Source organism: Polaribacter vadi (assembly GCF_001761365.1).
Lineage (GTDB): Bacteria > Bacteroidota > Bacteroidia > Flavobacteriales > Flavobacteriaceae > Polaribacter > Polaribacter vadi.
The window spans coordinates 1,391,867-1,417,276 of record NZ_CP017477.1 but is presented as its reverse complement, the minus strand read 5'-3'; the positions used below and the strand labels follow the sequence as shown (position 1 = coordinate 1,417,276).

General features: G+C 29.1%; 26 protein-coding genes and 1 tRNA gene. 15 read left to right on the top strand and 12 right to left on the bottom strand.

Annotated features, from left to right (window positions below; all coding sequences use genetic code 11):
• Window positions 1–106: 106 nt before the first annotated feature.
• From LPB03_RS06290 to LPB03_RS06275, 4 genes are all read left to right on the top strand, one after another.
• Entirely contained in the window at window positions 107–3,235 is a 3,129-nt protein-coding gene (locus LPB03_RS06290; RefSeq protein WP_065318732.1) for a SusC/RagA family TonB-linked outer membrane protein, read from the top strand.
• Window positions 3,236–3,267: 32 nt separating this feature from the next.
• Window positions 3,268–4,884 (top strand): RagB/SusD family nutrient uptake outer membrane protein, encoded by a 1,617-nt coding sequence (locus LPB03_RS06285; RefSeq protein ID WP_065318733.1) that lies wholly within the window; start codon window positions 3,268–3,270, stop codon window positions 4,882–4,884.
• 199 nt (window positions 4,885–5,083) lie between these two features.
• Entirely contained in the window at window positions 5,084–6,706 is a 1,623-nt protein-coding gene (locus tag LPB03_RS06280; protein WP_083187056.1) for a glycoside hydrolase family 16 protein, read from the top strand.
• Between the two features lie 69 nt (window positions 6,707–6,775).
• Entirely contained in the window at window positions 6,776–6,970 is a 195-nt protein-coding gene (locus LPB03_RS06275; RefSeq protein WP_065318734.1) for a hypothetical protein, read from the top strand.
• Between the two features lie 2 nt (window positions 6,971–6,972).
• Here LPB03_RS06275 and LPB03_RS06270 read toward each other — a convergent pair whose 3' ends face one another.
• Together LPB03_RS06270 and pyrF are read right to left on the bottom strand one after the other, a co-directional pair.
• Entirely contained in the window at window positions 6,973–7,764 is a 792-nt protein-coding gene (locus LPB03_RS06270) for an ABC transporter substrate-binding protein (protein WP_065318735.1), read from the bottom strand.
• A gap of 4 nt (window positions 7,765–7,768) precedes the next feature.
• Complete coding sequence (gene pyrF / locus LPB03_RS06265; RefSeq protein ID WP_065318736.1) at window positions 7,769–8,581, bottom strand: orotidine-5'-phosphate decarboxylase; 813 nt, start codon at window positions 8,579–8,581, stop codon at window positions 7,769–7,771.
• Window positions 8,582–8,664: 83 nt separating this feature from the next.
• Between pyrF and LPB03_RS06260 the strand changes: the two genes are divergently transcribed.
• The 5 genes from LPB03_RS06260 (at window position 8,665) to LPB03_RS06240 (ending at window position 11,486) form a co-directional block, all read left to right on the top strand.
• Window positions 8,665–9,156 carry a TlpA family protein disulfide reductase gene (locus tag LPB03_RS06260; RefSeq protein ID WP_065318737.1) on the top strand — a complete coding sequence of 164 codons (492 nt, stop codon included), beginning with the start codon at window positions 8,665–8,667 and terminating at the stop codon, window positions 9,154–9,156.
• An 84-nt stretch (window positions 9,157–9,240) separates the two neighbouring features.
• On the top strand, window positions 9,241–9,999 hold the full coding sequence (gene tpiA, locus LPB03_RS06255; protein ID WP_065318738.1) for a triose-phosphate isomerase: 759 nt from the start codon (window positions 9,241–9,243) through the stop codon (window positions 9,997–9,999).
• Between the two features lie 89 nt (window positions 10,000–10,088).
• Window positions 10,089–10,925, top strand: coding sequence for a 50S ribosomal protein L11 methyltransferase (gene prmA / locus LPB03_RS06250; protein WP_065318739.1), 837 nt, complete (start codon window positions 10,089–10,091; stop codon window positions 10,923–10,925).
• Between the two features lie 10 nt (window positions 10,926–10,935).
• Window positions 10,936–11,211 (top strand): ATP-dependent Clp protease adaptor ClpS, encoded by a 276-nt coding sequence (locus LPB03_RS06245; RefSeq protein WP_065318740.1) that lies wholly within the window; start codon window positions 10,936–10,938, stop codon window positions 11,209–11,211.
• A gap of 2 nt (window positions 11,212–11,213) precedes the next feature.
• Window positions 11,214–11,486 carry a hypothetical protein gene (locus LPB03_RS06240; RefSeq protein ID WP_065318741.1) on the top strand — a complete coding sequence of 91 codons (273 nt, stop codon included), beginning with the start codon at window positions 11,214–11,216 and terminating at the stop codon, window positions 11,484–11,486.
• 345 nt (window positions 11,487–11,831) lie between these two features.
• Here LPB03_RS06240 and LPB03_RS06235 read toward each other — a convergent pair.
• The 3 genes from LPB03_RS06235 to LPB03_RS06225 all read right to left on the bottom strand — a co-directional run bounded on the left by LPB03_RS06235 (window position 11,832) and on the right by LPB03_RS06225 (window position 12,365).
• Window positions 11,832–11,905 (bottom strand) — tRNA-Arg (locus LPB03_RS06235).
• Window positions 11,906–11,963: 58 nt separating this feature from the next.
• Window positions 11,964–12,194 carry a putative signal transducing protein gene (locus LPB03_RS06230; protein ID WP_065318742.1) on the bottom strand — a complete coding sequence of 77 codons (231 nt, stop codon included), beginning with the start codon at window positions 12,192–12,194 and terminating at the stop codon, window positions 11,964–11,966.
• 18 nt (window positions 12,195–12,212) lie between these two features.
• Complete coding sequence (locus LPB03_RS06225) at window positions 12,213–12,365, bottom strand: SsrA-binding protein (protein WP_065318743.1); 153 nt, start codon at window positions 12,363–12,365, stop codon at window positions 12,213–12,215.
• 499 nt (window positions 12,366–12,864) lie between these two features.
• On the opposite strand from LPB03_RS06225, the gene LPB03_RS06220 reads away from it, so the two are divergent.
• Together LPB03_RS06220 and LPB03_RS06215 are read left to right on the top strand one after the other, a co-directional pair.
• Window positions 12,865–13,797 (top strand): calcium/sodium antiporter, encoded by a 933-nt coding sequence (locus LPB03_RS06220; RefSeq protein WP_065318744.1) that lies wholly within the window; start codon window positions 12,865–12,867, stop codon window positions 13,795–13,797.
• Window positions 13,798–13,840: 43 nt separating this feature from the next.
• Complete coding sequence (locus tag LPB03_RS06215; RefSeq protein ID WP_065318745.1) at window positions 13,841–14,452, top strand: DUF1684 domain-containing protein; 612 nt, start codon at window positions 13,841–13,843, stop codon at window positions 14,450–14,452.
• Between the two features lie 257 nt (window positions 14,453–14,709).
• Here LPB03_RS06215 and LPB03_RS06210 read toward each other — a convergent pair whose 3' ends face one another.
• Genes LPB03_RS06210 through LPB03_RS06190 form a run of 5 tightly spaced genes read right to left on the bottom strand, consistent with a single transcriptional unit; the run spans window position 14,710 to window position 17,915 of the window.
• The gene (locus tag LPB03_RS06210; protein ID WP_065318746.1) at window positions 14,710–15,411 is read right to left on the bottom strand and encodes a crotonase/enoyl-CoA hydratase family protein; all 702 of its coding nucleotides are present in this window, start codon (window positions 15,409–15,411) and stop codon (window positions 14,710–14,712) included.
• A gap of 52 nt (window positions 15,412–15,463) precedes the next feature.
• Window positions 15,464–15,835, bottom strand: a complete 372-nt coding sequence (gene crcB / locus LPB03_RS06205; RefSeq protein WP_065318747.1) for a fluoride efflux transporter CrcB — start codon at window positions 15,833–15,835, stop codon at window positions 15,464–15,466.
• Window positions 15,835–16,818, bottom strand: coding sequence for a BT_3928 family protein (locus tag LPB03_RS06200; RefSeq protein WP_065318748.1), 984 nt, complete (start codon window positions 16,816–16,818; stop codon window positions 15,835–15,837). Before LPB03_RS06200 ends, crcB begins: the two co-directional genes overlap by 1 nt.
• Window positions 16,819–16,832: 14 nt before the next feature.
• A complete protein-coding gene (locus tag LPB03_RS06195; protein WP_065318749.1) occupies window positions 16,833–17,366 on the bottom strand; it encodes a hypothetical protein in 534 nt (177 codons plus the stop codon).
• Between the two features lie 12 nt (window positions 17,367–17,378).
• Entirely contained in the window at window positions 17,379–17,915 is a 537-nt protein-coding gene (locus LPB03_RS06190) for a DUF1599 domain-containing protein (protein ID WP_065318750.1), read from the bottom strand.
• Window positions 17,916–18,009: 94 nt separating this feature from the next.
• Here LPB03_RS06190 and LPB03_RS06185 point away from each other — a divergent pair, with 94 nt between their 5' ends.
• From LPB03_RS06185 to LPB03_RS06175, 3 genes are all read left to right on the top strand, one after another.
• Entirely contained in the window at window positions 18,010–18,591 is a 582-nt protein-coding gene (locus LPB03_RS06185) for an LOG family protein (RefSeq protein ID WP_065318751.1), read from the top strand.
• 1 nt (window position 18,592) lies between these two features.
• On the top strand, window positions 18,593–19,414 hold the full coding sequence (gene folP, locus LPB03_RS06180) for a dihydropteroate synthase (protein ID WP_065318752.1): 822 nt from the start codon (window positions 18,593–18,595) through the stop codon (window positions 19,412–19,414).
• 620 nt (window positions 19,415–20,034) lie between these two features.
• On the top strand, window positions 20,035–21,996 hold the full coding sequence (locus tag LPB03_RS06175) for a YgiQ family radical SAM protein (RefSeq protein WP_065318753.1): 1,962 nt from the start codon (window positions 20,035–20,037) through the stop codon (window positions 21,994–21,996).
• Window positions 21,997–22,007: 11 nt separating this feature from the next.
• Here the strand turns inward: LPB03_RS06175 and LPB03_RS06170 are convergent, their stop codons facing one another.
• Both LPB03_RS06170 and LPB03_RS06165 read right to left on the bottom strand, forming a co-directional pair.
• Window positions 22,008–22,526, bottom strand: a complete 519-nt coding sequence (locus tag LPB03_RS06170; protein WP_065318754.1) for a DUF3575 domain-containing protein — start codon at window positions 22,524–22,526, stop codon at window positions 22,008–22,010.
• Window positions 22,527–22,764: 238 nt separating this feature from the next.
• On the bottom strand, window positions 22,765–23,952 hold the full coding sequence (locus tag LPB03_RS06165) for a BaiN/RdsA family NAD(P)/FAD-dependent oxidoreductase (protein WP_065318755.1): 1,188 nt from the start codon (window positions 23,950–23,952) through the stop codon (window positions 22,765–22,767).
• A gap of 382 nt (window positions 23,953–24,334) precedes the next feature.
• On the opposite strand from LPB03_RS06165, the gene ctlX reads away from it, so the two are divergent.
• On the top strand, window positions 24,335–25,273 hold the full coding sequence (ctlX, locus tag LPB03_RS06160) for a citrulline utilization hydrolase CtlX (RefSeq protein WP_065318784.1): 939 nt from the start codon (window positions 24,335–24,337) through the stop codon (window positions 25,271–25,273).
• The last annotated feature ends 137 nt before the right edge of the window (window positions 25,274–25,410 follow it).

The window sequence follows — 25,410 nt, the reverse complement described above, 5'->3', positions numbered from 1 at the left end:
TTAATTATTGAAATCATTTTTAATATGTTAAAATTAACAATTTATAGTGAAAGTTTTAACAAAATATTTATGTTTGTTTGCATAATATTAATTCAATTCAAATTTTATGAAACAAACTTACAAGAAAGGTTTATTATTATTTCTCTTTTTAGGAGCAATACTAATAACCAATGCACAATCAGTATCCATCTCAGGTACTGTAAATGACTCATCAGGAGCTTTACCTGGTGTAAGTGTCTCAATTAAAGGCACAAGTAAAGGTACAGAGACAGATTTTGATGGTAAATACACTATTAATGCTGAAGTAGGAAATACTTTAGTGTATAGGTATTTAGGCTATAAAACAAATGAAAAAGTTATAGGTAATTCTAGAACTATCAATGTTACTATGGCAGAAGATAATAGTGTTCTAGATGAAGTAATTGTTGTAGCGTTTGGTACTACAACTAAAGAAGCTTTTACTGGATCAGCAAGTGTTGTAGATGCAAAAGATTTAGCACTTAGATCTGTAACATCTCCAATTGCAGCAATTGAAGGTAAAGCAACAGGGGTTCAATTTTTAGCAGCTTCTGGTCAACCAGGATCTTCTCCAGGAATTGTAATTCGTGGAGTTGGTACTCTTAATGGAAGTACAACTCCTTTATACATTTTAGATGGAATGCAGTTTGATGGTTCTTTATCATCAATAAATCAAGATGATATTGCATCTATGACAGTTTTAAAAGATGCTGCTTCAACTTCTTTATATGGTTCTAGAGCAGCAAATGGGGTTATTATTATTACAACTAAAAAAGGTAAAAAGAATAAAACTACTGTAAGTGCTACATCTCAATATAGTGTAATTACTAGAGCTGTTGATGATTATGATATGGTAGGAGCTGGCTCTTACTACGAGTTAATGTGGGAAGGTTATAAAAATACAATTGGTGGTGCAAATCCAGAAATTGAAGCTTCTGCAACAATATTTAATCAATTAGGTTATAATCCTTTTAATGTTCCTAATGACCAAATTGTAGGTACAGATGGGGTATTAAATCCTAATGCAACTCTAAAATATGAATCTTTAAACTGGTTAGATTACCTAGAAAGAACAGGTAGTAGAAAAAATCATTCTGTAAACGTAGCTTCTGGTGGAGAAAATCATTCTATATTTTATTCTGCATCTTACTTAAAAGAAGAAGGTTATGTTATTGAAAGTGACTATGAAAGAGTTACAAACAGATTAAATGCAGATTTTACACCAATTGAAAACCTTTCTCTTGGTGGTAGTGTATATATTACAACTACAGATTCTCATGGACCAACTAGTGGTGGTAGTGGTTCTATTGTAAACCCTTTTAACTGGGCTAATAGCTTAGGACCAATTTATCCAGTTTATCAAGTAGATAACGATGGTAAAATTGTAAATGATGCTTCAGGAAATCCTTTGTACGATTTAGGAGAAGGATATCCAGCTAATAACATTCAAACAAGACCTTACAATCCAGGAAGACATGGTATTGCTGAGTTAATCTTAAATGAAGATCAAACCAAGCAAAACCTTTACGGATTTAGAAATTATATAGAAGTGGGTATTTTAGATGGGTTAAAAGCTAAAGTAACTTACGGTAGAGATATTCAAGATGGTATTATTAAAGGATATGAAAATGAAATGGTTGGTGATGGTGCTCCAACAGGTAGATATAGTGAAGATAGATATAGAAGAGTTATCGAGAACTTTAATCAAATCTTAACGTATAATACATCTATAAATGATAGTCATAATTTAGATGTTACTTTAGGTCATGAAAGTATGGATAGAAATTATTCTATATTAGGAGGTATAGCTAACACTCAAACAGCAACAGGTATTTATGAATTTGATAACTTTGCTGCAGGTGATAATGTAAATGGAAACAGTACAGACCATAGAATTGAAGGTTATTTTGCAAGATTAAATTATAATTTTGATAATAAATATTACTTAAGTGCTTCTGCAAGAAGAGATGGTACTTCTAGATTTTCTAAAGATGTACGTTGGGGAACATTTTACTCAGTAGGTGGTTCTTGGAGAATAGATCAAGAAAAATTCATGGAGAATGTCTCTTTTATTGATAGATTAAAATTAAGAGCATCTTATGGAGAAATAGGTAATGAGAGAATTGGTTCTTATTATGCTTCTCAAGCATTATATACAATTATTCCTAATGCTGGTGCACCTGGTATTTTTTGGAGTGATACAGGAAATTCTGAATTAGAATGGGAAAATCAAGTTAGTTGGGATGTGGCTTTAGAATTTGGCTTATTTAATAACTTAATAGATGGTTCTATTGAATTTTACAAGAAAAATTCAGTAGATTTATTATATAGTTTACCAATTCCAAGGTCTGAAGGTTTAAATGAATATCCAACAAACATTGGAGATATCTATAATCAAGGTATAGAGCTTAGTTTAACAGGACATTTAGTACGTACTAAAGATGTTAATTGGGATTTAACTTTACAGGCTTCAACTTTAAAGAATGAAATTACTAAAATTGATGCACCATCAGACAATGGGTCAAAACGTTGGGAAGAAGGTAGATCTAGATATGATTTCTATATTTATCATTATGCAGGAGTAAATCCTGATAATGGAGATGCTTTATATTATATGTTTGAAGATGATGCAGATGGTGGAAGAATACCTGTATTGAATACAGATGGAACACAAGCAACAACTAATGACTACCAAGATGCTGGAGAAGCTTTTACAGGAGATAGTAGTATTCCAGATTTAATCGGATCTGTTTCTAACACTTTTAGATACAAACAATTTTCTTTAGATTTATTATTTACTTTTGGAATTGGAGGTAAAATTTTAGATGGAGGTTATTCTGGTTTAATGCACCCAGGTACATTTGGTAATTCTATGCATGTAGATGCAGAAAATGCTTGGAGACAACCAGGAGATATTACAGATGTACCTCGTTTAGAAAACGGGAATCCTAACCAAACAATTGCTGGTTCAACTCGTTTTTTAACTGATGCATCATACGCAGCTTTAAGAAATGTAAACTTAGGTTATAATTTAGATAAGGCTGTAACTGATAAATTAGGGTTAAGTGACTTACGTATTTCTCTTTCAGGTGAAAACATGTTTATTAATGCTAAAAGAAAAGGAATTAATCCTCAGTATAATTTAGCAGGTACACAAGGTGGAAATGATTTTAATCCAGCTAGAGTAGTTACTTTAGGATTAAATTTATCATTCTAAAAAATAATATTAAAATTTAAAAATATTAAATTATGTTACGAAAAATTAACCTATTAATTTTAGGAATACTAGTAGTATTTGTTACTGGTTGTTCAGAAGATTTTCATGAAACAACACCAACAGATGCTATTGCAGAAGCAGATGCTTTTGCCAGTGTAAACAATATGTTTTTGGTATTAAATGGATTGCATAGAATAATGTATGCTCAAAATCCATTACCAGGAGGAACTTCAGCAAGAAGTGGGCAAAGTTATTACTTACCAGCTTTTGATGCAATAGGAGGACAAATGATTCATTCATCACCAGGAAATGGTTGGTTGAGAAGTGAAGCACAGTGGTTAACGCATACAAATGCTAATTTTACAACTGTAGATAACTTTTGGTACAATCGTTATCATATTATTGCAACATCTAATAATTTAATTAATTTAATTGCAGAAAATGATTATCCAGAAGCTGATGAAGATATTAGAAATATTCTAGGGCAAGCATATGCTTATAGGGCTTGGGCTTATCATCAATTAATATCAACATTTGCAAAAGGATATTTAATTGGAGACCCTGCTACAGATGCTGGTGTACCTTTATTATTAGTTACTGGTGCTCCTTATACAAGTGGTCCTAGATCTTCTGTTCAAGTTGTTTATGATCAAATTAATGATGATATTTCAAAATCAATTAGTTTTTTCAATGGAGCTTCTAACCCTGATAATAAATCTCATTTATCTATAAATGCAGCATATGGTTTAAAAGCAAGAATAGATTTAACTCAAGGAAATTGGCAAGGTGCAGCTGATGCTGCTGTAGCTGCTCGTTCTGGTTTTGGTTTATTAGATGAAAGCTCTTGGTTGTCTGGTTTTAATTCTGTAGAACTTTCTGAAGTAATTTGGGGAGCAACTGTTATTGATTCAGAAACAAATTATTACCAATCTTATTTTTATTTTATTTGCCCTACTTTTAATGGTAGTCAAAATAGATCTAACCCTAAGTTAATGAATAAAGAAGTGTATGATGCAATACCATCTACAGATTTTAGAATTAACATGGCTTTACCATTAGCTCCAAATACAAATTCTTCGGCTTCTAACGGTCAAGGTGGTAGCTTTGAAACTGATCCAAATTATACTGATGCTGATTCTTTTTGGGATGCTTGGGAAGCAATTATTACAAAATATGGAATGACTACAGGTCATAATACACACCCTTATATGGCTGTTAAATTCTTACAAAAGAATCCTGGATCTATAGATCCTGATGATGTAATATACATGCGTTCTTCTGAAATGTATTTAATAGAAGCAGAAGCTAGGACAATGTTAAATGATGTGACAGGTGCGCAAACTGTTCTTCAAGCTTTTGGATCAACTAGAGATTCTAATTATTCTGCAGCAGCATTTGGAACTACAGCTGCTTTAATGGAACATATTAAATGGCAAAGAAGAGTTGAACTTTTTAATGAAGGGTTTAGCTTTCATGACCAAATTCGTTGGGATGAGGGAATTGACTTAACGAATTCTGGAGCTGATGATAATTTATATAGAGATGGTTTTATTCAAGCAAAACCTTCTTTAAATGATGATTGGATTTGGAAAATTCCACAAGGTGAAATTGATTCAAATCCAAATTTAACGGAAGCAGATCAGAATTAATCTTAAACTAATTTTATTAATATAATTTAAAAGCCAAAACTTAAAAAGTTTTGGCTTTTTTTAATTTTAGAATCATTGCTTTTTTCATCATTATGTTCTTAATTATTATTATTTATTTCTCTCTGTATTGTTTATGTATAGGTACCCTTAACATACTTTTCATAAAGCTGTTTGTATTTTTGTTATTTAAATTACAAGCATGAAGAATTTTTATATTTTAGGATTTTTATTTTTAAGCATCAATATATTTTCTCAACAAAACATTCAAGATGATTTTGAAGGTAATGGAACAATTACTACTTGGTCAGGTGATGATTGTGATATAAATACCAACTATTCGAATCCATTTAAAACAGGAATTAATACATCTGATAAAGTTTTACAATATGATGATATTGGTGGTTCGTATGCAAATATTCGTTTTGACACTTCTTCAAATTTAGATTTATCAGTAAAAAATACGTTTTCTATAAAAATTTATGTTTCATCTTCTGATGTTACAGGAAGTCAAGAAAATAAAGTTTCACTTAAATTACAGAATAACAAAATTGCAGAACCTTGGACAACGCAAACCGAAATTATAAAGCCAATTGTTTTAAACAGCTGGCAAACTATAGAGTTTGATTTTAAAAATGATGGTTACATCAACTTAAATGCTACTTCAGGAGCGCCAGTTTCTAGAGTCGATTTTAATAGAGTTTTAATTCAAATTAATGGAGAAAATAACAAAGATCTTGTAACTGCTTATATCGATGATATTGCTTATTACGAATCTACTTATGTTAACCAAGATCCAGTTTTCGATCAGTTAGTTTGGTCAGATGAATTTGATGGGCAATCTGAAGTTTCTGTAGATTTAGATAACACAAAATGGTTCAAACAAACATATCCAATTCTGGGTGGACAATCTTGGGCAAATGGAGAAGTTCAACATTATACTGATAGAATCGACAATTCTTATATAAGTAATGGAACTCTAAAAATAGTAGCGAAGAAAGAAACGTATACAAATAGTAACAACGTAACTAAAAATTATACATCTGCAAGATTAAATTCTAAATACGCATTTACGTATGGTAAAGTAGAAATTAAAGCAAAAATGCCTTTTGGTGTTGGTACGTTTCCTGCACTTTGGATGTTAGGTCAAAATATTACAGAAACTGGTGGTTATTGGGCAGCAACTCATGGAACAACAGCTTGGCCAGATTGTGGAGAAGTAGATATTATTGAACATTGGGGAGATAATCAAGATTTTGTGCAAAGCGCACTTCATAACAGATCCAGTTTTGGTGGAACCGTAAATAAAGGAGGTCAGAAAATCACAAATGCATCCACAGAATTTCATATTTATACTTTAGAATGGAGTGAAGATAAAATGATTTTTAGCGTTGACGGAAATGTGCATTATACTTATAATCCATCAATCAAAAATATAGAGAATTGGCCTTATTCTGCCCCTCAATATTTATTATTTAATGTTGCTATTTTGCCAAATATAACTGCTGGATTTATTGAAAGTGCTATGGAAGTTGATTATGTTAGAGTTTATCAAGAATCTACAGCTTCTGTGTCTAAAAATGATAATTTATTAGAAGTAACGCTATTTCCAAATCCTGTAAATAACGAATTAAACATTCAATTTTCATCTGATTTAAATGCAATAAAAGGAACTATTTATACAATAACTGGTCAGAAAATTCAAGAGTTTTATCAAAAATCAAAGAGTAAAAAAATTGATGTTTCCAACTTAACTAAAGGTATTTATTTTCTAAGATTAGCTTCAGAAAAAGGAACGTCTTTACATAAAATTATAAAGAATTAATATTTAATGAGTTACTTGTTAGGTGTTTAAAAAAATATATGTATATTTATTTTTTAATCCTCCAAAAATATGTCTCGTTTACTACAATTAGAAAAATACAAAAATCACCTACAAAAAAGCTATGTAAGTTTAGTGGAAAAATCTAATAATTATCGATTTTTAGATGAATCGATTAGTGATGTAGCAGCTTTTAAAGCTATGAAACTTTTAGAAAAATTAAACCAAGTTTATTATTTAGATCAAGAGATACAATACAGCAATTAACTTTAAAGTTGATAGTGTAATTCTTTAAAATAATCAAAAGCTTTTAGCAATCTTGAGCCATACCAAGAAAAATATTCTCCGTTTACTAAAACTATTTTAGTAGATGGAAACTGTTTTTGGAGTTCAGTAATATGTTTTGCTTTAAAAGGATAAGGTTCTGAAGATAAAAAAATACAATCTATTGTTTCTAAATGATGGAGTTCTTTTAGTTCGATTTCAGGATATCTTTCTTGTGTTCTAAAAACGTTTTCGAATTTATTAGTGTCTAGTAAATAATCTATAAACGTGTTATTTGCAGCAATCATCCAAGGTTTTCTCCAAATAAAGTAAGCAACTTTTTTAATGTTTTTACTTTCAATAAAACCTAAAAAATCATTGTGTTTTTTAAGGATATTTAAAATAATCTCTTTGGCTTTTTCTTCACAAGAAAATATTTTTCCATATTGATGAATCAACTCTAAAGTATCTGCAATTGTATAAATATCAGAAACATGTGTTGCTGAAATTTTTCTACAATTCTCAACAATTTCTTTAGTATTTTCTTCTTTGTTACAAAGAATAATATCTGGTTGAAGTTCTTTTATTGTATCAATTTTGATGTTTTTTGTACCCCCAATAATCATTTTTTCTTCAATTAAAAAACTGGGGTGTACGCAAAATTTAGTAATACCAACAATTTGTTTTTGTAATCCTAAATCTACCAATAACTCTGTAATACTTGGTACTAAACAGATAATTCTTTGGGGAGTATTTTTTAATTCAAAAACGGTATTTAATTGGTCTTTGAACTCCATAAAACTAGCTTAAAATAAGTTCCATTTCAGATTGTAGTTCTTTCGCTTTTTCGGCTGCTTTTTCTGCAAAATCATGTTCTTTCGAAGCATAAATAATTCCTCTGGAAGAATTAATTAGCAAGCCAATATTTTCTGACAAACCATATTTACAAACATCTTGTAAATTACCACCTTGAGCACCAACTCCAGGAACTAATAAAAAAGCGTTGGGAACAATTTTTCTAATTTCTTTAAAGTATTCGGCTTTGGTTGCACCTACAACATACATTAAGTTTTCAGAATTTTTGTAGGTTTTAGAAGTTTCTAAAACATGTTTATACAATTCTTTTTCGTCAATTTTTTTAGTTTGATAATCAAAAGCACCATTATTAGATGTTAAGGCTAATAAAATAGTATGTTTATCTTTAAAAGCTAAAAAAGGTTCTACTGAATCTTTACCCATATAAGGAGCAACAGTTACAGAATCGAATGCTAAATCGTTAAAAAATGCTTTGGCATACATGGTTGAGGTGTTTCCAATATCACCACGTTTTGCATCAGCAATTGTAAAAATTTCTGGATGATTTTTGTTAATGTATTGAATCGTTTTTTCTAAAGATTGCCAACCTTTTATTCCATACGCTTCGTAAAAAGCTGTATTTGGTTTATAGGCCACACATAAATGATGAGTAGCATCTATAATGGCTTTGTTGAACTCGAAAATAGGATCTTCTAAAGCTAGTAAATGCGTTGGAATTTTATCTAAATCTACATCTAAACCAATACATAAAAAAGATTTTTTTTGATTTATTTGTGATACTAATTGTTGTGTTGTCATTACTTTTACTTAAAGTTTTACAAACATACTATTTTTAACTTTTAAGATTCGTTAGTTATTCATTTTAATTAGCATATTTCATTATGAAAAAAATATTTCTTTTATTAATTATTGTTTTTGTAAGTTGTTCAGAAGATCCTAAAGAATTTTCAGAAGAAGCAAACCTAGAGATGTTAATTGGTTTGGACGATTCTAAAATTACGTTGAGAGAAGTTTTATATCAACAAAAAGGTAAAAAAATATTTATTGATGTTTGGGCCTCTTGGTGTAAAGATTGTATTGCAGGTTTTCCGAAAGTAAAGGAATTGCAGAAAGAATTTCCTGATGTTGTATTTTTATATTTATCTGTAGATATTAGCAATCCTTCTTGGAAAAGAGCAATCGAAAAATACAATTTAGTTGGCGAACATTACAATTTACCAAAAGGAATGAATGAAGGAGATTTTGTAGATTTTATAAACTTAAATTGGATTTCTAGATATATGGTTATTGATGAAAAAGGACAAATTCAACTTTTTAAAGCCACAGATCCATCAGATAAAAAAATTATAAAAGCTTTAAAACACGCTAAATAAATCGTTATAGTAAGTATTTATTTTAAAGAACGATAGTTGTTTTTCATTTTATTAAATTTACAACTTATAAAAAAGTATAAAATCATGAGACAAAAAATAGTAGCTGGAAATTGGAAAATGAATAACGATAAGGCTGAAACAAAAGCACTTATTAAAGGGATAAAAAAAGCGATAAAAAAACTATCTTTAAAAAATACAAGAGTTATTATAAGTCCTTCTTATGTTAATTTATCTGCTGCCATTAAAAAAGCCGATAATTCTAAAATAGAAGTAGCTGCACAAAATATGCATCAAGCAAAAAATGGTGCTTATACAGGAGAAATTTCTGCAGATATGTTAAAGTCTATAAATATTGAAACTGTAATTATTGGGCATTCTGAAAGAAGAGAATATTTTAATGAAACAGATGCAATTTTAGCAGAAAAAATGGATGCTGTTTTATCAAATGGTTTAGAAGCAATTTTTTGTTTTGGTGAAAAATTAGAGGAAAGAAAAAGCGAAAATCATTTTGCAGTTGTAGAAAGTCAGTTAAAAAACGCGCTATTTCATTTAGAAGCAGCTAATTTTAAAAACATTGTTTTGGCGTACGAACCTGTTTGGGCAATTGGTACAGGAGAAACTGCAAGTCCAGAACAAGCGCAAGAAATGCACGCTTTTGTGAGAGAAACTATTAGCAAAAAGTTCGGAAAAGAAGTTGCTGATAATGTATCAATCTTATATGGAGGAAGTGTAAAACCTGCAAATGCAGAAGAAATTTTCTCTAAACCAGATGTAGATGGTGGTTTAATTGGAGGTGCATCTTTAAAAGCTGAAGATTTCGCTGCAATTATAAAAGCAATATAAAAATAATTTTATAGGAGTTTATTAACTAAATTTCTTTTAAAAACTAATAAATTTGCGTCAAGATTTAAATCTTGACGCATTTTTTTATGATGGATAATATTTATATAGAATACAATTTTACAGTTTCGCCAAAAGAACCTGCAACAGAAATTTTAATTGCAGAATTAGGCAATATTGGTTTTGAAAGTTTCGTGGAAAACGAAAACGGAGTAACAGCTTACATTCAAAAAAGTGAATGGACACAAACTATTTTAGAAGAAATTTTTGTAATAAATTCAGATGAATTTTCCATTGAATACAACCAAAAAGAGGTTGAGCAAACGAATTGGAATGCAGAATGGGAAAAGAATTTTTCACCAATTCAAGTAGATGATTTAGTGAGTATAAGAGCTCCTTTCCATGAAAATCCAAATTTGAAATATGATATTGTCATAGAACCAAAAATGAGTTTTGGAACAGGTCATCATGAAACTACACACATGATGGTGCAGCATTTACTTAAATTAGATTTAGAAAACAAGAAAGTATTAGATATGGGTTGTGGAACAGGAATTTTAGCAATTTTTGCTGAAATGAAAGGCGCAAAACCATTAGATGCTATAGATATTGATAACTGGTGTTATGAAAATTCTATAGAAAATGTTGCACGCAATAACTGTAGCAATATTGCTGTTTATGAAGGAGATTCAGCACTTTTAGTCAATAAAAAATATGATGTTATTATTGCCAACATCAACAGAAATATTTTGTTGATGGATATAAAAGTATATGCAAATTGTTTAAATGATAAAGGTGTGCTTTTATTAAGTGGTTTTTATCAAGAAGATATTCCTGTAATAGATGCAGAAGTTTCTCAATACAATTTAAAATTAGATACTTTTATAGAAAGAAATAATTGGGTTGCATTAAAATACAATAAGTTGTAATTTTACAAATATGAGTACAAAAGAAAAAATACAGGAAGATGTTGATGTCTTAGAACAAGAAGTTTTTCAACATGAAATTGTTTTGCATAATGATGATGTAAACACTTTTGATCACGTAATTGATTCTTTAATTGATGTTTGTGATCATACTTTAGAACAAGCAGAACAATGTGCAACTTTGGTACATTATAAGGGGAAATGCACAGTAAAATCTGGCGAACTTAAAGATTTAGAACCAAGATGCTCTAAATTATTACAATTAGGTTTATCTGCAGAATTAATATAATTATGGAAAATGTTTTAAAGTATTATGAATTTTCTGATTTTTTAAAAGATGAATCAAACGCATTTTCAGGCAACGAAATTTCTTTTACAGAATTAAATGAAACACATTTTTTAATTTTCGAAAAAAATAAAGAAGTTTATAATTTGTATGTTTCAAAATATGCGAACAGTAAAGAAATTGGTGTTAAGCCTCCAGAAATATTAGAATTACTCGTAGAAAACTACGACAAAAGTATTCCTGAACACAGGTTAGCCATCAAACAATATTTAAACTAAAACCGAGAAATTTCTCGGTTTTTTTATTTTTAAATAATAAAATGTGACTTCTTAAATATTGTTGTGTCTTATAAATAGAAAACAAAATTAGAAAATAGATATTCCCTAAATATCTTTTTTTAAATATTTTGAAAAAGAGTAAAGATAGTAGTAGTTAGTTTTTAACTAAGTTTGGTTAGACGAAAAAGTCCTTGACAATTGTTAAGGGCTTTTTCTAGTTTAAAAAAAGAAGTTTATGATAATTTCTTTTTAATGAAACAGGTATATATTTTATTTAAATCAATAAATAGGGTGCAAAAAAAATCAGCAAATTCCAAATTGTTAGGAAAGTGCTGATTTTAGTAGTGACCATGCTAGGATTCAAACCTAGAACCTCTTGAGCCGTAATCAAGTGCGCTATTCAGTTGCGCCACATGGCCTTTTTGCGGGTGCAAATATAGTAGCATTTTTTTGAATTAAAAAGGCTAAACTAATATTTTATGCGTTTATTTTTTCTTTATAAGCAGCTAAAACAATTTCTGCTTTTTCTAGATCATTTTCTAACACATGAAGTTCCACAGAAGCTAAAGGTTGTCCAAAGCCACCTAATCTTGCAGATTCGAAATTATCTTTTACCCGATAGTTAATGTTTTCTTTTTCTAAAAGACTTTTTAAGCCATTGATAATAATGCTTGTGTCTGTAAATAATTTAACATGTTCATTTTTCATAATAGTGTTTTTTAAATGTTAATCTAATGCTTTCATAGTTACATAAGCTCTCCAACCAATAATTGCCAATTGCAGTTTAGAGGCTTTAGAAATATCTAATTCTTTTTTTGTAAAAGAAGGTAATATTGCTTTATTAATTTTTGCCAAGGTTTTAAATACTTTCTTTTTCATTTCGGTTTAGTTAGTCGTCAAATTTACTAAAAAATAACATTGCAATTTTAAGTAAAGTTGTAATGTTTAAAAGATTAGAAAATAACAAGCATAATAATTTCTGAAATAATTTTGATAATTTTTAAAGCGATAATAATCATAATAGTTTAAGTTTATAAGTTAGTAAAATTAAGTGAGTTGCGCAACTGTTTTTCGAATATAGTGCTATCAAAAGCTAGTAACCAAACAGATTTAAAACAATCTTTCAGATTGGTTTTATATTTAGAACTAAAAAAGCTATTATTGTTTTAATATAAAACATCATTTACTTAAAATAAGTTAATATATGTAATCTATAATCTATTATTTGATTTCATATTATTATCAAGTAAAGGAGGTTTTTTATAAGTTTTTAAAAAGTAAAGGAAAAACGATTATTTTCAAACTAAAAAATAGCATTTTCATTTTTTTGATTTCATCATAAAGTGATAAAAATGTATCTTCGCGCAAAAGAAATTATATGAATTTTTTACTAATTGTTGGCGGTTTAATTTTATTGATTTTAGGTGGAAACTGGTTACTAAAATCAGCAGTCGCTTTATCTTTAAAATTAAATATTTCTAAAGTTATTATTGGTATGACAGTTGTCTCTTTTGCAACTTCTGCACCAGAACTTATTGTGAGTATTAACGCAGCTTTAAATGGCTCGTCAGATTTATCTTTAGGAAACGTAATTGGTTCTAATATTGCAAATTTAGGATTGGTTTTAGGAATTACGTTGCTTTTAGGCTCTATGACTGTTCAAAAAGGTTTTTTTAAAACAGATTGGCCAGTAATGATGATTGCCTCTGGTTTGCTTTTCTTCTTTTTAGCAAACGATAAAGTAATTGAACTCTATGAAGGTATTTTTCTATTTGCTTTTTTAATTATTTTCTTAATTTATCTTTTGCGAACTCAAAAAAATATAGATGTTGATGAAATTTTAGAAGAAGAAATTTTATTACCTAATTATAAAACTGCGTTCTTTTTAATCCTTGGAGCAATAGGTCTTTATGGAGGTTCAGAATTGTTAATAAGAGGTGCAACTTCTTTAGCGTTAGAATTTGGAGTTACAGAACGTGTAATTGGAGTTACAGTGGTTTCAATTGGTACAAGTGTACCAGAATTAGCAGCGTCAATTATTGCAATTATCAAAAAAGAAAAAGCGATTTCTTTAGGAAATTTAATCGGTTCCAATATATTTAATATTTTGGCTGTTATTGGTATAACATCTATAATAACGCCAATTTCTCTTTCAGATGAAAGACTATTAACAAGCGATATTTACTGGATGTTAGGCATTTCATTTATCTTGTTACCAATGGTTTTTATCCCTAAAAAGTTCAATTTAAATTGGAAACATGGTATAATTTTACTGCTTGGTTATTGCTTTTTTATTTACGCAACTTTATAAAAAAGTATAAATTTTCTGGATTAAGTTTCAACACGAATTAATTATGAGAAATATTGCATTTACATTTATTTTAGGACTCTTAATTTCTTGTAATTCAAATGATAAACGTCCTTTAATGGGCGAAACTGAATATCAACAAATATTAAATGCAAGTTTTAAGGATGCAACAACATCACCTTTAAAAAAGAAAGATTTAAAAAATTTTAAAGGACTCGATTTTTTTCCTGTAGATTCTTCTTTTATTGTGTTGTCAACATTTACAAAAATCGAAAATTCTCCAATTTTTAAAATGCCAACAAATACAGGCAGAGAACCTTTTTATAAAGAATATGGACTTTTAAATTTCATTATAAAAGGAAAAGATTTTGAACTTACTTTATATCAAGATCAAGATGAAACTTTAGACGAAAAATATAAAGACGATTTATTTTTACCTTTTACAGATAAAACTTCTGGAAATGAAACATATGGAGCTGGTCGTTATATAAACCTAAAAACTACAGATATAAATCCTGATGGAACTTTTATATTAAATTTCAACAATTCCTACAATCCTTATTGTGCTTACAACGAAAAATTTTCTTGCCCATTAACACCAAGAAAAAATCATTTAGATGTCGAGATTAAAGCTGGAGTAAAGAGTTTTAAGAAGTAGTTTTTTTTGGAGCTATTTCCTGCTTTTCGCACTCGCTTTTTTTTATGCTGATTTTATTTCAGTCTCTATTTATTTTAAAAACTAGTTGTATTAATTCCAACAGATACTGAATCGAGTTCAGCATAAAAAAAGAGCTCAAACAATTGCTACAATCAGGGCTAACCTTGTTTGCGAGCTCTTAGGTTTTCATCAAAAATAATCTGTTGGTGAATCTATTTTCTAAAATGAAAACTTCCCTTCCTTTATTATTTTTGAAATTATAAATCTATAGAAATACTTCCTTTAGCATCTAATTCAATAGCATTTGCTAAAGCTTCTAAATGATGTTTTCTAACCTTCAACTTTGTTTCAGCATGTGCTTTCTTGTTGAGTTTTGTAAACATTTCTGCCACTTTAATTGCAGTTGGCAATAAATGATTTTCAGGAACAATCATATCTAAAAAACCAGCTTTTACAGCATCTTTAGAACTGAATATTTCTGCATTATTTACACTTCTATTCAAATACACTTCAGACAAACGTGCTTTTGCAATGGCAATTCCAGCATTGTGCATTGTCATGCCAATCATAACTTCATTTAAACCTATTTTAAAATCGCCTTCAACTCCAATTCTGTAATCTACAGATAATAGTAAAAATGCACCTTTTGCAATCGCATGCCCATTACAAGCCAAAATAATTGGTTTCGGAAAAGAAAGCATTCTGTGTGATAATTGAGATCCTTTTGTAACCAATTCTAAAGCAGATTCAGGCGATTTTGTCATCACTTTTAAATCGAAACCACCAGAAAAAATTCCTTGAGTTCCTGTTAAAATTACAACTTTATCTTCCTGTTCAGCTTTGTCTAAACCAGCATTGACACCAGCAACAACTTCGTGCGAAATTGCATTAGCTTTGCCATTGTTAATGGTGATAATTGCGTAATTTTCTTCAGATTGGTAGGTTACAAATTCGTTCATAATTCTTGTTTTTTTTACTCGACAATTTTCGAGCTAATATTTTAAAATCTTATTATATAAATTTCACTAAATACATTCCTGCAAAAACAGCTAAAAAACCAATTACAAAACTTGCAATGGTATATAAAGCAAAAGAAGTAAAGTCTCCAGATTTTAAAAATAGGTGATTTTCATAAGCAAATGTAGAGAAGGTTGTAAATCCTCCACAAAAACCAGTTGCTAATAACAACGTATGATTTTGAGAAATTGCTTCACTTTTTGCTGCATAGCCTAAAATAAATCCTATTAAAAGGCTTCCTAAAATATTTGCAGCAAAAGTTCCATAAGGAATTCCGTTTTCAGAATTATTTAGCCATTTGCCAATTACGTAGCGTAAAACACTACCAAAACCACCACCAATAAAAACCAGAATTAAATTTTTCATTATAGTTTTATGGCATCAATATCTCTCCAGTTTTTCTTTTCAACAATAGTTCCTTTGTTTAAAATTATAATACCTGGGTTTGATCTAATCATTGTTTTCAGTGTAGTTTCATCGCAAAATAAAATTTCAAAAGGAAGTTGATATTCATTTTTTGTCATCTGAATAATATCAGAAAAAGAAGCAGAAACACCATATACTTTATAGCCTTTTTGTAAAGCTTCATCTGCTTTTATTTTAATTTCAGGAAAAGCTTCAAAATCAGACTTATCTAAACTAGACATGATCACCAACATCACTTTGTCCATTTTTAAGATTTGAGGAGCTAAATCATTTTGAGAATCCTCTAACATAAAATCATGAATAGGAGGTATTTTTCCATCATTTTTATATTCCATTCCTTCAGGAATATTTTTGCCAATTGCATACGCTCTAAAATCGATAATTGGCAAGTGATTTAATACATAATAGGTAATAAAACTAGAAATTAAAAGTGATACAATAACAATTAAACCAGGATTTGCTTTTGGTAAAACAGGCTTTATAAATCTAATTTTTGCACCAATAAAGAAAATTAAAATGGTGAGAATAACATCTTTTGTAAAAGTTTCCCAAGGAGTTAATTTTATAGCATCACCAAAGCAACCACAATCTGTAACTTTGTTGTAGTAGGCAGAATACCAAGTTAAAAATAAAAAGAATAGAATCATTATTTTTAAAGAGTTCACTGTGAGTTTAGCTCTCCAACCTACAAGTAGTGCTACTCCTAAAACAATTTCTGCAATAATTAAAAAGATGGCAAAAGGCAATGCATATGGAATTAAAAACTCCAAATTTAAGACGCCTTCCGAAAAATATTCTTCGAATTTGTATTGAGAACCAATTGGATCTACCAATTTTATAAAACCCGAAAATATAAATAAGGTTCCTACTATTACTCTTGCTATTTGGACAAGAATGTTTGTTGATTTATTTGATTTTTTCATGTTTTATAACTGATTTACTTTTTATTTTTGATATTGTTTCTTGTAATTATAATAATCTTATCGAATTCTTCAGAAGAAATTTCATGCTTGTTAAAAAAGAAATTTAAATAATTTGCTCCGAAAGATTTCAGAACTAAATAATCATCAATAATTTGGAAGCTTTCAAACTTCTCCCAAATAAGAGTGAATTCCATTTTATAGTCTTTATAATAAAAACTATCATTTCTAAATTCTGAAATTATACTTTTATCAGGATTATTTTTATAATGTGAAATTTCAGTTTCAATGTTTTTTAAATGCTGTTTTTTTATTTTGAAATATGAGTAGTAAAACCAAATAATATTTATTAAAAACATCAAAGCGAAACCTAAAAAGATATAACCCAAAATTATCTCTTTAGAAGTTAGCTCTAAGGAAATAATTAAAACAAAGAAAAGCAAAATTAAATTTTGCTTTACACTTTTTAATTTTTTACCAAAAACGAAATCTAGATTAATCTTTTGAGATTTTCTAAAAGAACTTTCATTTAATTTAGATTCAATTTTCATTTTATGTTAAATTTACTTCCCCAAATGGATCATCGCAAAAACAGCGTAATTAATCATGTCTTGATAATTGGCATCAATTCCTTCAGAAACGATTGTTTTTCCTTTATTATCTTCAATTTGTTTTACGCGTAATAATTTTTGCAAAATTAAATCTGTTAGGCTAGACACACGCATTTCTCTCCAAGCCTCACCATAATCATGATTTTTATTCATCATTAATTCTTTGGTAATTTTTGCATGTTTGTCATATAAAACAGTTGCTTGTTCAGTTGATAAATCAGGATTTTCTACAACACCTTTTTCTAATTGAATAAGTGCCATAATCGAATAGTTTATAATTCCAATAAATTCAGATTTTTCTCCTTCATCTACTTTTCTCACCTCATTTTCTTGCAACTGTCTTATTCTTTGTGCTTTGATAAAAATTTGATCCGTTAACGATGGTAAACGTAAAATTCGCCAAGCAGAACCATAATCAGACATTTTTTTGATGAATAAACTTCTGCAACCTTCAATTACAGCATCATATTGTTTAGATGTATCTTGCATTTTTTCGTAAAAGTATTTGCGTAAAAATAGTAAAACTTAAACGCAATTCGTTTATTTTTACTCGGAATTTATCAACCTAAAATATTTTAGAATAATGAAAAGAATTGTTGTTTTTTGTGGATCAAGTTTAGGCTTTAATCCTATGTATAAACAAGCTGCAATTGAGCTTGGTAATTATTTTGTAAACAACAATATTGGTTTGGTTTATGGAGGAGGAAAAATAGGAATGATGGGAGCTTTGTCAGACACAATTTTAGAGCAAAAAGGTGAAGTTATTGGCGTAATTCCGAAATTATTAGAGAAAGAAGAAGTGCTGCATTTAGGAGTTGAAGAAATGATTATTTGCAAAAATATGAGCGAACGCAAAGTAATTATGAGCAAATTAGTTGATGGTTATATTACGTTACCTGGAGGTTTTGGAACCCTAGATGAATTGTTTGAAGCGCTTACTTTAAGTCAATTATATATTGAACAAAAACCTGTTGGACTTTTAAATATCAATGGTTTTTTTGATGGTGTTTTAATGCAGCTTGATAAAATGGTGGAAGAAGGTTATGTGAAACCAGAAAATAAAAAGTTATTGATTGTTGAAGATTCAGTTGAAAAACTTTTAGAAAAAATGAACAGCTATAAAGCACCAAAAATAAGTCACGTAATCAATAAAGTTGTAGTTTAAAATGACAATAAATTGTAAAGGAACATTAATAGATTTATCATCACCTAAAGTGATGGGGATTTTAAATATTACTCCAGATTCTTTTTATGATGGAGGAAAATACAAAGACGAAACTGCTATTTTAAAGCAAGTTGAAAAAATGCTTTTGGAGGGTGCTACTTTTATTGATGTTGGTGCCTATTCTTCAAGACCTGGAGCAAAACATATTGCTGAGGAAGAAGAATTACAAAGAATTGTACCTGTAATTGATTTGTTGATAAAACATTTTCCTGAAATTATTATTTCTGTAGATACTTTTAGAAGCAAAATTGCATTAGAAACGATTAATTCTGGAGCAGCAATGATCAATGATATTTCTGGAGGCACAATGGATGCAAAAATGTTTGAAACGGTTGCTAATTTGCAAGTTCCTTATGTTTTGATGCACATGTTAGGAACTCCACAAAATATGCAGAAAAATCCTGTTTATAAAGATGTTGTGGAAGATATTATTTCCTTTTTTGCAGAGCAAATTTTTAAATTACATCAACTAAAATTAAACGATGTTATTATTGATGTCGGTTTCGGATTTGGAAAAACATCGGATCATAATTATGAGATTCTGAAGAATTTGTCTCTTTTCAAAAATTTAGATGCGCCAATTTTAGCTGGTATTTCAAGAAAATCGATGTTGTATAAAATTTTGGATATTTCTGCACAAGAAGCTTTAAATGCAACCACTTCTGCAAATACAATTGCATTGTTAAATGGGGTAAATATTTTGCGAGTTCATGATGTAAAAGAAGCTGTTGAAGCTGTTAAAATTGTGGAGCAGGTTTTGTAGTATTTTTTTTTTTTTTTTTTGACTCAGAGATTCACAGAGGAATGTTTGTTTGTGAAAAAATGAGGTTCACAGAGGGAAGTTGTATTATGAAAAAAGAGGTTCACAGAGAGATTAGTTAGTTTAACAAAAAAAAATGTTTTAAAAGTAAATAAGCAAATAAAAATTTGTTTTTGAAAGTTTTTACGAAGCAATCTCTTTCCTCGAAGAAAATAAGCTGGTAAATTTGTATAGCAATGAGTGAAAACTTTTAATTTTCTTTCTGAAAAAAGGTTTTCTTGATAACAAATGTATTGTATTTTAAACAAGAGATTGCTTCGATTTACGAAAAGGTAAATCTCGCAAAGACGCTACTTGAAATGCTTTTTGAATCAGTATAGTAATTAGCCAGCAAACAAGTATAGCCCTGATTGAACGACCTGTTTGAGCTCTTTTTTATGTTTTTTTGAATTTTTAATGTCATTTATAAAAGGTGAAATTTCTTATAAATAATTACGGATGTTGCAATAAAACCAGCATAAAAAAAGCGAGTAGTGAAAGCAGGAAATAGCTACAAATAATTCTGCAAAAGACATTGTAAAATAAGTTTTTCTTAACAAATTTTCTCCGTAAATTTGCAAACTATGCAAGAAACAAAAAAACATCAATTAACAGACTGGTTACCAACAACAAACAGGGAAGTGAAAATTCGTGGTTGGGAAGAATTGGACGTGATTTTATTTAGTGGAGATGCATATGTGGATCATCCATCTTTTGGACCAGCTGTAATTGGACGAATTTTAGAAAGTTACGGTTTGAGAGTGGCAATTGTGCCTCAGCCAAATGTGAATGATAATCTACAAGATTTTGAGAAATTAGGAAAACCAAGATTGTTTTTTGGAGCGACTGGAGGTTGTATGGATCCTATGGTTTCTAATTATACTGCCAGCAAAAAAAGACGTGATAAAGATGCATACACTCCAAATGGAGATAAGGGTTTTAGACCTGATTATGCAACGTCTGTATATTCGAAAATATTAAAGGAAAAATTTCCAGATGTGCCAGTTTTAATTGGCGGAATTGAAGCTTCTTTAAGACGTGTAACTCATTACGATTACTGGTCTGACAAGTTGTTGCCAAGTATTTTAGAAACATCGAAAGCAGATATGTTAGTGTATGGAATGGGTGAGCAACCTTTGCGTGAAATTGTAGAATTATTGCAGAAAGGTGTTCCGTTTTCCAGTTTGAAAAACATAAAACAAACTGCTGTTTTAATTGACCAAAAACAAGAAAAATTACCTTTTATAAATGATTGGGAAGATGTAACCATCAACTCTCATACAGCTTGTTTAAAAGATAAAAAAACGTTTGCTTCTAATTTTAAAGTGATTGAACAAGAGTCGAATAAATTAAAAGCAAGAAGAATTTTACAGGAAGTGGAAGGGAAAACGTTGGTGATAAATCCACCTTTTCCTACAATGACAGAAAAGGAAATTGATGGTTCTTTCGATTTGCCTTTTACACGTTTGCCACATCCAAAATATGATAAGCGTGGGCCAATTCCTGCTTTTGAAATGATAAAATTCTCAATAAATATTCACAGAGGATGTTTTGGAGGTTGTAGTTTTTGTACAATTTCTGCTCACCAAGGAAAATTTATTGCGAGTAGAAGTAAAGAATCTGTTTTAAGAGAGGTTGATAAAGTGGCGAATATGCCAGACTTTAAAGGCTATTTATCTGATATTGGTGGGCCATCTGCAAACATGTATCAGATGAAAGGTAAAGTACAATCTATTTGCGATAAATGTGTTGCACCAAGTTGTATTTCGCCTGTAATTTGCTCTAACTTAGATACGTCTCACAAACCATTAACGGAATTATATCAAGCAGTTGATAAGCATCCAAAGATTAAAAAATCTTTTATTGGTAGTGGAATTCGACATGATATGTTGGTGCCTGAATTCAACAAAAACGCAGATCCAAAAGAATTGGATGCGTACACAGAAGAGGTAATGACAAAACACGTTTCTGGTCGTTTAAAAGTGGCTCCAGAACACACTTCTGACCCTGTTTTAAAATTGATGCGTAAGCCTTCTTTTACTTATTTTCATAAGTTTAAGGAACGTTTTGATAAGATAAATATTAAGAACAAATTAAACTTACAATTAATTCCTTATTTTATATCAAGTCACCCAGCAAGTGAGGTAGAAGATATGGCAAATTTAGCTGCTGAAACTAAAAGCATGGGCTTTCAATTGGAGCAAGTACAAGGTTTTACACCAACTCCAATGACAGTTGCCACTGTTATTTATTACTCAGGATATCATCCTTATACTTTAAAACCAACCAGAACTCCAAAGACTAAAAAGGAACGTGAAGATCAGCATAAATTTTTCTTTTGGTATAAAAAAGAAAATAAAGATTGGATTAAAAATACGTTAACTAAAGTTGGACGATCTGATTTGTTACAAGTTTTATTGCCAGAAAATAATTCTTGGAAAAAGAATAAAACTGCTCATAAAACTGCACAACATACTTTTGATGATGCCATTCCTTTTAATAGAAGAAAAAAGAAAGTGAGTAGAGCTCCTAAAAAGAGGAGGTAGGGTTTGTTGATTTATATTTTATAAGTGATGTTCAAGTTCAACATTGGGTAAGGAATAAAATCCGCTTTGTAGGTTTCACTTCCTTCTAAAAAGTACATAGCACCAATACCAATTGTAGTTTCAAGAAAGAGTTTTTTATATAGTTTAATTTGATATCCGTAATTAATATCTAAACTAATCATTTTCTCTCTTGGTTTTCCATCTGATTCTAAATCAACACTAAAATACCTTAAATTACTTTGATAAAATGCTGAGTTACTTTTGTTATTATTTTTATAATATCTAACAAATGGAGAAATACTGAACCCGTCAAAAGAATTAGTTTCATCTTTGGCAAATAATCTTAAAGATGTGTCCACAAAAGTAAAACCAAGACCATATGACCATTTATTATCTTTAAAATGCTCTAATTCTATTTGATAAATTCCCAAAACTGATTTTAAACCATCTACTTTTATAGAGTTTATAGTTTGACATAGCAATATGCTTGTATTTAAAAGAACTACAATTGTTAATGATTTTTTGCTCATATTTTTTATAATAATAAAAACTTTCTATTTAATAATAAAATTAGATCACTCTTAAATATTTCACCAGTAAAATTAACTCTTTTAGTTATTTTTTTTACATTTTTATTTGATTATGTATTTACTAATAATCTTAAACTCCAACCGGTCTTTCTTTATTATTCTTACTTTGAAAGTTTCGAACTTTTTCTTGTTTTCATAATAATTCTTTTTTGCATTGTTGCTTTTTTTCTAGTTGTATTTAATGTTTCCCATTCAAATATTTCCCTAAAGAAAAACCCATACTTGCACAACCTTGCAAAAGATAACCACCTGTTGGAGCGTCCCAATCTAACATTTCACCAATACAAAATTGATTTGGTATTTTTTTGAGTTCAAAATAAGTTGAAACTGCGTTTAAATCGATTCCACCAACTGTAGAAATTGCTTCGTCAATTGTTGCAGTATTGGTTATTTTTAAAGGAAATTTTTTAATGTTTTCTGATAAGCTTTTTGCATTTAAGTACAATTCTTTAGAAAGATAAATTTTTAATAAATCTATTTGAGCTGAACTCAATTTAAGTTCCTTTTTTAAGATTTGAGTTGTGTTTTTGTAGGTTGATGATTTTATTTTAGAATATACATTTTCTAAACTTAAAGAAGGTTTTAAATCAACAAAAATTAGTGCGTTTTTAGTGGTGCTTAGCTGTTCTCTAATTTGTGGACTTAATCCATAAATTGCATTTCCTTCTAAACCAAACTTGGTAAGTACAGCTTCTCCTTTTTGAATTTTATCATCACAATAAATAGCAATATTTTTTAAAGGAATTCCTTCGTTTTTTTCAATGAAATTTGGTTTCCAATCAATTTCAAATCCGCAGTTTGAAGCTTGAAAAGAAGTTGTTTTAATTTCTTTTTTAGCAAAAGTATTCAGCCAAGTTCCATCAGAACCTGTAATTTTCCAACTTGCTCCACCTAAACAAAAAATGGTGTAATCTGATTGAACTGGTTTATCGTTTATAATTGGATTGTTGTTTTTATCCCAATCAGAAAAAATGTGTTCGTATTTTATAGAAACTCCTCTTTCTTCCAAATGCTTTAGAATTGCATTTAAAACTTCAATTGGTTTTATGCCTTCTTTTGGGTACACTCTTTTGCTGCTTCCTATATAAGTAGGGATTCCTATATTGTCGAGCCAATTTCTGAAATCAACATTTGTGAAATTTCTTAAAGATTTCTCTAAAAAGTCAGTTGGCGTATATTTTTTAATGAATGTTTCAAGATGTTCTGAGTGTGTTAAATTAAAACCACCTTTTCCAGCCACTAAAAATTTACGACCTGTTGTTTTGTTTTTTTCGTAAATAGTAACTGTAAATTTTTCAACATCTAAAGTTGATGCTAATAGATAAGCAGAAATTCCACCACCAATAATCGTAATTTGTTTTTTCATAAAAATGGATGGAAACTATATTTTAAAGAAAACTATTCATGCAAAACAGTTAAATATATTTTTAAAATATTTTAATTTATTTTTTTCAAAGGTATATAAACTAAATTATTTAGCTTAGATTTTAATGGTTTTAGTTGTGGAAACTGAATTTATAAGCACTATTTTTAGTTCTATTTATAAGCGAAAAAAGGTTTGTAGGTATTCAAAATATTTAAACAATTCTCAAAATCTTTAGTTTTAAATTTGATTTGTTTAGAAAAATAGAAACAGTACATTGTAATTAAAAGCTTAAAAAAACACTCCGCAATTTTTCGAACTTTATTTTGATGAATTAAGCACTATGAACATAAAAAATGATAATTTTGTTGTTCATAAAATATATATGCAACAAACAACTAATTCTATTTTAATGATTCGTCCTATCAACTTTAGGAAGAACGAACAAACTGCTGTAAATAATTTTTTTCAAGAAGATATCGATTTAAAAAATGCAGAAATAAATAAGAAAGCTCAAGAAGAATTTGATGCTTTTGTTTTTAAATTAAAAAGTTATGGAATCAATGTAATTGTTTTTTCTGATACTGATGAGTTTGATACACCAGATTCGGTTTTTCCAAATAATTGGATTTCTTTTCATGCAGATGGGACTGTTGGAATCTACCCAATGTTTGCAGAAAACAGACGTTTAGAAAGAAGAGATGATATTTTAGTTGAATTAGAAAAAAACGATTTTTTAATAGAAAACGTTGTCGATTATACTTCTGCAGAAGAAGAAAATTTGTTCTTAGAAGCAACAGGAAGCATTATTTTAGATCGTGTAAATAAAAAAGCATATTGTGCTTTATCAGCAAGAGCAGATGAGGAACTTTTTATTGAATTTTGCGAAGATTTTGAATACACACCTGTGGTTTTTATTGCGAATCAAACTGTAAATGATAAAAGAGTAGCTATTTATCACACCAATGTTATGATGTGTGTGGCAACAACATTTGCTGTAATTTGTTTAGATACTATTGATGATAAAACTGAACGTAAAAATGTTGTAAAACATTTAAAGGAAGATGGTAAGCAAATCATTGAAATTACAGAAGAACAGATGAATAATTTTGCAGGGAATATGCTGCAGTTAAAAGGAGAAAATGACGAACTTTTTTTAATTATGAGTCAAGCTGCTTATGATAGTTTAAATCAAAGTCAAATTGCTAGAATTACAAATCATTGTAAAATTATATCTAGTTCTTTAGAAACCATCGAAACTTGTGGAGGTGGAAGTGCACGTTGTATGATGGCTGAAATATTTTTGCCAAAAAATAATTCATAATTTATTTTTAATTTACAACTTTAACAGAGAGATAATAATAGAAGTGATTTGTCTGAATTACTTCAAAAAAAAATCAATTCAACTTTAAATTTAAGGTTGAATTGATTTTTTTTGATATGTATAAATATCAAACTAAA

Coding starts and splice junctions, on each gene's coding strand:
- tpiA (WP_065318738.1), top strand. CDS start 9,241: ATGAGACAAAAAATAGTAGCTGGAAATTGGAAAATGAATAACGATAAG.
- LPB03_RS06220 (WP_065318744.1), top strand. CDS start 12,865: ATGAATTTTTTACTAATTGTTGGCGGTTTAATTTTATTGATTTTAGGT.
- LPB03_RS06230 (WP_065318742.1), bottom strand. CDS start 12,194: ATGAAAAATGAACATGTTAAATTATTTACAGACACAAGCATTATTATC.
- ctlX (WP_065318784.1), top strand. CDS start 24,335: ATGCAACAAACAACTAATTCTATTTTAATGATTCGTCCTATCAACTTT.
- LPB03_RS06225 (WP_065318743.1), bottom strand. CDS start 12,365: ATGAAAAAGAAAGTATTTAAAACCTTGGCAAAAATTAATAAAGCAATA.
- LPB03_RS06195 (WP_065318749.1), bottom strand. CDS start 17,366: ATGAAAATTGAATCTAAATTAAATGAAAGTTCTTTTAGAAAATCTCAA.
- LPB03_RS06270 (WP_065318735.1), bottom strand. CDS start 7,764: ATGGAGTTCAAAGACCAATTAAATACCGTTTTTGAATTAAAAAATACT.
- LPB03_RS06285 (WP_065318733.1), top strand. CDS start 3,268: ATGTTACGAAAAATTAACCTATTAATTTTAGGAATACTAGTAGTATTT.
- LPB03_RS06190 (WP_065318750.1), bottom strand. CDS start 17,915: ATGCAAGATACATCTAAACAATATGATGCTGTAATTGAAGGTTGCAGA.
- LPB03_RS06170 (WP_065318754.1), bottom strand. CDS start 22,526: ATGAGCAAAAAATCATTAACAATTGTAGTTCTTTTAAATACAAGCATA.
- LPB03_RS06200 (WP_065318748.1), bottom strand. CDS start 16,818: ATGAAAAAATCAAATAAATCAACAAACATTCTTGTCCAAATAGCAAGA.
- crcB (WP_065318747.1), bottom strand. CDS start 15,835: ATGAAAAATTTAATTCTGGTTTTTATTGGTGGTGGTTTTGGTAGTGTT.
- LPB03_RS06280 (WP_083187056.1), top strand. CDS start 5,084: ATGAAGAATTTTTATATTTTAGGATTTTTATTTTTAAGCATCAATATA.
- LPB03_RS06185 (WP_065318751.1), top strand. CDS start 18,010: ATGAAAAGAATTGTTGTTTTTTGTGGATCAAGTTTAGGCTTTAATCCT.
- LPB03_RS06245 (WP_065318740.1), top strand. CDS start 10,936: ATGAGTACAAAAGAAAAAATACAGGAAGATGTTGATGTCTTAGAACAA.
- LPB03_RS06260 (WP_065318737.1), top strand. CDS start 8,665: ATGAAAAAAATATTTCTTTTATTAATTATTGTTTTTGTAAGTTGTTCA.
- LPB03_RS06275 (WP_065318734.1), top strand. CDS start 6,776: ATGTCTCGTTTACTACAATTAGAAAAATACAAAAATCACCTACAAAAA.
- LPB03_RS06210 (WP_065318746.1), bottom strand. CDS start 15,411: ATGAACGAATTTGTAACCTACCAATCTGAAGAAAATTACGCAATTATC.
- LPB03_RS06175 (WP_065318753.1), top strand. CDS start 20,035: ATGCAAGAAACAAAAAAACATCAATTAACAGACTGGTTACCAACAACA.
- LPB03_RS06240 (WP_065318741.1), top strand. CDS start 11,214: ATGGAAAATGTTTTAAAGTATTATGAATTTTCTGATTTTTTAAAAGAT.
- prmA (WP_065318739.1), top strand. CDS start 10,089: ATGGATAATATTTATATAGAATACAATTTTACAGTTTCGCCAAAAGAA.
- pyrF (WP_065318736.1), bottom strand. CDS start 8,581: ATGACAACACAACAATTAGTATCACAAATAAATCAAAAAAAATCTTTT.
- folP (WP_065318752.1), top strand. CDS start 18,593: ATGACAATAAATTGTAAAGGAACATTAATAGATTTATCATCACCTAAA.
- LPB03_RS06290 (WP_065318732.1), top strand. CDS start 107: ATGAAACAAACTTACAAGAAAGGTTTATTATTATTTCTCTTTTTAGGA.
- LPB03_RS06215 (WP_065318745.1), top strand. CDS start 13,841: ATGAGAAATATTGCATTTACATTTATTTTAGGACTCTTAATTTCTTGT.
- LPB03_RS06165 (WP_065318755.1), bottom strand. CDS start 23,952: ATGAAAAAACAAATTACGATTATTGGTGGTGGAATTTCTGCTTATCTA.